This is a genomic window from Bacillus sp. JJ1503 (genome assembly GCF_036965125.1).
Lineage (GTDB): Bacteria > Bacillota > Bacilli > Bacillales > Cytobacillaceae > Cytobacillus.
In genome coordinates, this window is sequence record NZ_JBALOZ010000112.1 from 316 (window position 1) to 4,501 (window position 4,186).

At 33.5% G+C, this 4,186-nt stretch carries 4 protein-coding genes; 1 reads left to right on the forward strand and 3 read right to left on the reverse strand.

Annotated elements, in window-relative coordinates:
- The 3 genes from V7149_RS09910 to V7149_RS09920 form a co-directional block, all read right to left on the reverse strand.
- Positions 1-975: TRAP transporter large permease (locus tag V7149_RS09910; RefSeq protein WP_335345472.1), on the reverse strand; the 975-nt coding region annotated here is incomplete at its 3' end.
- 96 nt (positions 976-1,071) lie between these two features.
- On the reverse strand, positions 1,072-2,082 hold the full coding sequence (locus V7149_RS09915; protein ID WP_335345473.1) for a TRAP transporter substrate-binding protein: 1,011 nt from the start codon (positions 2,080-2,082) through the stop codon (positions 1,072-1,074).
- 26 nt (positions 2,083-2,108) lie between these two features.
- Positions 2,109-2,645: a TRAP transporter small permease gene (locus V7149_RS09920; RefSeq protein ID WP_335345474.1), complete on the reverse strand. Its 537-nt coding sequence runs from the start codon at positions 2,643-2,645 to the stop codon at positions 2,109-2,111.
- A gap of 581 nt (positions 2,646-3,226) precedes the next feature.
- On the opposite strand from V7149_RS09920, the gene V7149_RS09925 reads away from it, so the two are divergent.
- Positions 3,227-4,009, forward strand: coding sequence for a FadR/GntR family transcriptional regulator (locus V7149_RS09925; RefSeq protein WP_335345475.1), 783 nt, complete (start codon positions 3,227-3,229; stop codon positions 4,007-4,009).
- Positions 4,010-4,186 lie beyond the last annotated feature (177 nt).

Consider the following 4,186-nt stretch of genomic DNA (forward strand, 5'->3'; position numbering starts at 1 on the left):
TAGTAATATATTAACTAATAATAGGAATACAATTGGATTTTCGGTTACTTGTAATAAAAACTCTGCAACCTGATGTGGGATTTGATTAATGGTCAACACATATGCAAAGATTGTAGCAAACCCAACAATAATCATTATTACTGCTGTAGAAATAGCCGACTTTGTAATAACCTGAAATACTTCTTTAAGTTTAATTTCTTTATAAACAAAAACCCCTAAAATAAAGCTGTAAATTACAGCAATTACCGATACTTCTGTAGGCGAAAATATACCAAAATATATTCCACCCAGAATAAGTACAGGCATCATTAGTGCCCAGAAAGATTCTTTAAAAGCAACTAGAACCTCTTTAAACCAAATGTTTGTCTCTGTTTTTACACCTTTATCAATATGATTAGATTTAACATACAAGTAGTTGGCAATCATTAAAAATACTCCAACCATTAACCCAGGGATGATCGTTGCTATAAACATCTTTCCTATTGAAGTTCCACTTGTCATGGCATATACAATTATGACAATTGAGGGAGGAATTATAGCACCCATCTCACCAGCTGCGGCGCATAGCGCCGCAGAAAAGTTTCTAGCATATCCCTTCTTTTCCATGTTAGGAATCATAATGGTACCAATTGCTGCAGTTGTGGCCGATGAGGATCCAGATACAGTTGAAAAAATCATGGTTGTTAGTACTGTTGAAGCCCCTACTCCACCTGTCATCCATCTTACTAGTGAAGTTGCAAAGTTTATTAACCTTTTAGCAATTCCTCCTGAACTCATTAAATTTCCTGCAAGAATAAAAAATGGGATGGCCAAAAGTGTATAAGGCGACAAACCTTCAAAAACTTTTTGGGGAATTGTCGTAAGATTATATCCATCCAGTAATAAAACAATGAAGGCCGCCCCACCTAGAGCAACTGCTACTGGAATACCGATGATAAGAAAAGCGAAAAATCCTGAAAACAAAGTACCAACCATTAACTCATCTCACCTCAGTTCATTTTATATTCTCATAGGTCAGAATGATGTTTCTAAAAATAACGGGCATACAGTCTTAATAAAATTTTAAGCATATTATTTTTTAATTAGTTCAACCAAGTCAGGGCTGAGATTTGGATTATTTTTAATAAACTCATCTCTTAACCCTTGGGTAGCCTTTTTAAATGAGTCCATATCAGTTTCAACAATCTCAATTCCTTCTTCCTTCAATATTTCAAGCGATTTTTTATATGAATCTTTATAATATTCAATTCCAGTTTGAGTAGCTTCTTTTGCAGATTGCTTAATTATTTCTTGTTGTCCTTTACTCAACTTTTCCATTGACTTTTCTGACATCAATAAGACAACTGGATAAAAATGAGACTTGGTTAAGTTATAATGGGAGGAAACCTCCATAAACTTATCAGTAATCATAGTATCAGCAGCTGCTTCTCCAGCATCGATAACCCCTTGTTGAAGCGATAAATAAACCTCAGAATAGGGCATCGGTGTTGGCTGTGCCCCAAGAGAGTTATAGGCATTAATATATCCATCTGACTGTACTACACGAATATTCAAATTTTTAAAATCATCTAGATTCTTTACTGGTTTCTTTGAGAAAACGTTTCTTTCTAAAGCGGAATTAAAGCCTAATCCTACAAGACCATACTTTGATAATCCGCTTAATAAGGCTTCGCCAGAAGAACCTTGAAGAAACCCGTTTGCTTCATCTATATTTTCAAATAAATAGGGTAGATCTAAGGCTAAAAATTCAGGGGCAGTTGCTGTTAATGCTGGTGTTCCGGTGATAATAATATCCTGATTCCCATTTCTTGCAGCTTGAATACTTTGGACCTCTCCTCCTAATTGACCAGCAGGAAATATTTTAATTTTGATCTCGCCAGAAGTTCTTTCCTCAACTAATTCAGACAATTTTTTTGCAGCAGCATGGAAACTTGAATCCTCTGTTAATACATGACTTAAATCCAACTCTATAGCTTTACTAGCATTCTCCTTGCCATTTTCCGTATTCGCTTCTTTATTTCCACTACAAGCACCCAAAATAATGATTAGCATGAAAAAGATTATAGAGTATCTCTTTCTCATAGAATTACCCCCTAGAATTATTGGTGTTATACACTAAAATCTGCATTTTGAGTTAGTTCATTTACTTTTAAAGTTTCTTTAATTATAAATTCATCGAATAGGTGTGCTACTGAATTTAAAATCATCACTAGTGCACTAGCTGGTAATGATACATACACATAAAACATTGAAATTCCCATTGAAGTAGATGTCTCAGTCATTCCAAACATTGCCCAGTGATAACCAGCAATAAGTAGACCAACAAAAAAGACAATTGATAGACTCATAGCAATTAAGTTAACTATTTTTCTCCCTTTTGGAGGGAGATTCGTTTGAAGTATATCAACTGAAATTAGTTTGTTATTCCTTGTTGCAACTGCAGCACCTAAAAAGATTAGCCAAATCATACAATACATTGGCAATTCACCTGCCCAAGGTGCTGAAAATTGGATTCCTAACTTAGGAAAAATCATTCTAACCATAATCTGAAAAGAAATGGTTAAAACCATTACTATCAATAGAATCCCTATTACAAATACTAGGAATTTATTGAGCCTGTCAATCCACCTATTAAAGTTAATCATAAATAGACCTCCTTTCTTTAAGGATTTTGGAAAACAGTATATCTACCAAATAATTCAAAAAAATTACAACCCAATTAAAAGAAAAATCAATAAAACTTAGTTTTTCCATTAAAGCATTTGATTTTCATCACTAACTTGAAGTACACTGATTTAAAAGAATGGACTAATGGTATTACCTTTTGGAAAAAGTATAACAAAGAGGAAATTAAAAGACAATACTAAAAATACAGAAAATTTAAAAAGTATTAAAGTAAAGAACAAACAGTGTTTTATTAATGCTCTAGATATATACACCCACTGAATCCAGTCTTAGAAGATAAGAGATAAATAGGTTTGTGAATTGTTTCATGGCAGAATTGGGTTCAAAACTCTAGGAAAATAGAATATCTTTATGTAAATCATAGTACAAAGTTGTTCCTTTACGTTAACCAAGTTATCAGCTTTACAAGGTGGGATTTTTTTCATAACATATATTACGTGAAGGTTTACCTAATAAAAGGAAAAATAAAGTAAGTTCATCATGACCTTTTTCTATAAACTGTCTTGTTATTGTTACTTCTTAAGAAAAGGAGATAGATTAGTTGAATACAAATAATGATTCAAAAAATATGCATGGGATATTTTCAGCAGCGCGACAAATACGTGGTTTTGAAGACGTTGCGGAACAAATTCAAGACGCTATTTCGAGTGGGAGTCTAAATCCAGGAGATCGTCTCCCGAATGAACGAGATCTGGCAGTTGTATTTAACGTAAGCCGTGCTACATTAAGAGAAGCGATACGATCTTTGGAGGGTGCGGGAATTGTTGAAGTAAGCAGAGGAAAAAGTGGAGGTACATTTATAACCGATTCGAAATCTACTCATTTATCAAAAGCTTTTAATGCTTTAATTCGTTTTCGAGGAGCAACTATTGAAGATTTATCGGAATTTCGGGGAAGTTTTGAAGCAGAAACTGCATTTTGGGCGGCCAAAAGAAGAACTGATGAAGATGTCACAGAGTTATTAAGAATTCTAGAGTTGTATAAGAATGAAGCAGAAAATGGTTCCTGGGAAAAGTTAGTTGAACTTGATGTTTCTTTTCACAACCAAATAGCTATAGCTTCTAAAAATTCTATTAGGGAAGCGATTATGTTTGGCATTAATGAGGTCTTTAATAGGGCATCCCTTATGTTAGCAGAAGTTGCTGATAAACAATACCGTAAAATAGCGATTGATGAATTGTCCGCTATCGCAGCTGCAATCATATCTCAGGATCCAGAAAAAGCCCACCGATCCATGTCAGAACATGTAAAGCGTAATACAGAAATTGAAGTTTTAGAGCAAAAAAAACAATTGAATAGTGAGTATGATATTAATAACGATTAATACTATAAGTGAACTACAAGCTCAAGATGGAACTAAAAAATGTTTGTTCATTACTTACATTTTTAGAGGAACCATCATGAGTTTTTTATTTTTCAACATGTTATAATTTTCTGTAAATTTAGTATTGTCTTTTAATTCACTCTTTGTTATACTTTCCTCAAAAGGTAATACCATTAG